This window comes from Paenarthrobacter sp. CM16, from assembly GCF_013179505.1.
Lineage (GTDB): Bacteria > Actinomycetota > Actinomycetes > Actinomycetales > Micrococcaceae > Arthrobacter.
In genome coordinates this window covers 1-1087 of the sequence record NZ_JABMCX010000563.1, presented here as the reverse complement: position 1 = coordinate 1087, position 1087 = coordinate 1, and the positions used below count along the sequence as shown (strand labels likewise).

Sequence of the window (1087 nt, the reverse complement as noted above, 5' to 3'; positions counted from 1 at the left end):
GCCAGGGGAAACCCTGTCCGAGTCGGCGAGAAGGATGGCGCCGCGATTGGCATCCGCCGCATCCTGGACACCACGAAGCGCCTCATCGAACACCGGGTTCGAAAGATTGGGCGTGATGGTCGCAACCAAACCGGTTCGCGACGTTTTCAGTGCCTTCGCAGCGTGATTGGTGACATACCCCAGTTCACGGATCGCTTCCTCTACCCGCTTGCGGGTAGAGGGGCTCATCCTGACGGATTTACTGCCGGAAACCGCTGCGGAAACCACCGCAGCCGAGACCCCTGCCCGCTCCGCCACAGTCTGCAAAGTCACCATGCTTTAAACGTAGCGCCTCTGTCCGTCCACGAAGTAGCGGGCCAGGTGCTTTTACAGGAGCACCCATCAAACCGCCAATTACCGCGCCTCGAGCCGCGCCTTCAACTGCTCCGCGTAATCGGTGTAAGCGGCTGCGATCTCTTCCAGGTCAACGGTTTGGGGAAAATCGATCACCGGCTGGTGTTCGGCCAGATATGACGTGGTTTCTTCAACAACACGCTGCTCTTCGAAGGCATCGAGCCCTACCTCGGCAAGGAAGTCCGGGTTGGTGTGGACCAGGGATTCGCCGGTTTGCCCCTCTGATGCCCACCGCACCAAGTACTCGTTCTGATTGACCAGTTCAATGTTGAATGACGTCTCCATGGCAAGCAGCCTACGCCGTTCGGAAAGAAGCGTTCGACGACGGCCTGCCGCCGTCGAACGCTTTTTCCTTGCCCTAGAGAAGATCAGGTTACTTACTTCTATACTGGCGTTGTGATGGCATCACTGTGGTTCGGATTGATCGCCTCCAGCGCCCTGGTCATCGGCGCCATCGTCGGAGTGCGTTTCGAGCTGCCGAAGCGGGTTCTGGCCATCCTGCTGTCCTTCGCTGCGGGGTCGCTCATCACCGCCTTGGCGTTCGAACTGTTCGAGGACGCCTATGAACAGGGCGGAATCGTGCGCGCAGCGGTGGGGCTCCTTGCGGGAGCCATCGTCTTCACCGCGCTGAGCGCCCTCTTGGATCGCTGGGCGCAACCCGGAAGAACGTCCAAATCCAAGCCCGCAGACAAAA

The 1087-nt window shown here is 59.7% G+C and carries 2 protein-coding genes and 1 pseudogene; 1 reads left to right on the top strand and 2 read right to left on the bottom strand.

The features are described 5' to 3' along the window. Both HP499_RS24505 and HP499_RS24500 read right to left on the bottom strand, forming a co-directional pair. On the bottom strand, positions 1–315 hold a 315-nt coding region (locus tag HP499_RS24505), incomplete at its 3' end, for a LacI family DNA-binding transcriptional regulator (RefSeq protein ID WP_172326608.1). 78 nt (positions 316–393) lie between these two features. After that, positions 394–678, bottom strand: coding sequence for a hypothetical protein (locus HP499_RS24500; RefSeq protein WP_172326607.1), 285 nt, complete (start codon positions 676–678; stop codon positions 394–396). Positions 679–789: 111 nt separating this feature from the next. On the opposite strand from HP499_RS24500, the pseudogene HP499_RS24495 reads away from it, so the two are divergent. Further along, a pseudogene (locus HP499_RS24495) lies at positions 790–1087 on the top strand (zinc permease); the annotation flags it as partial.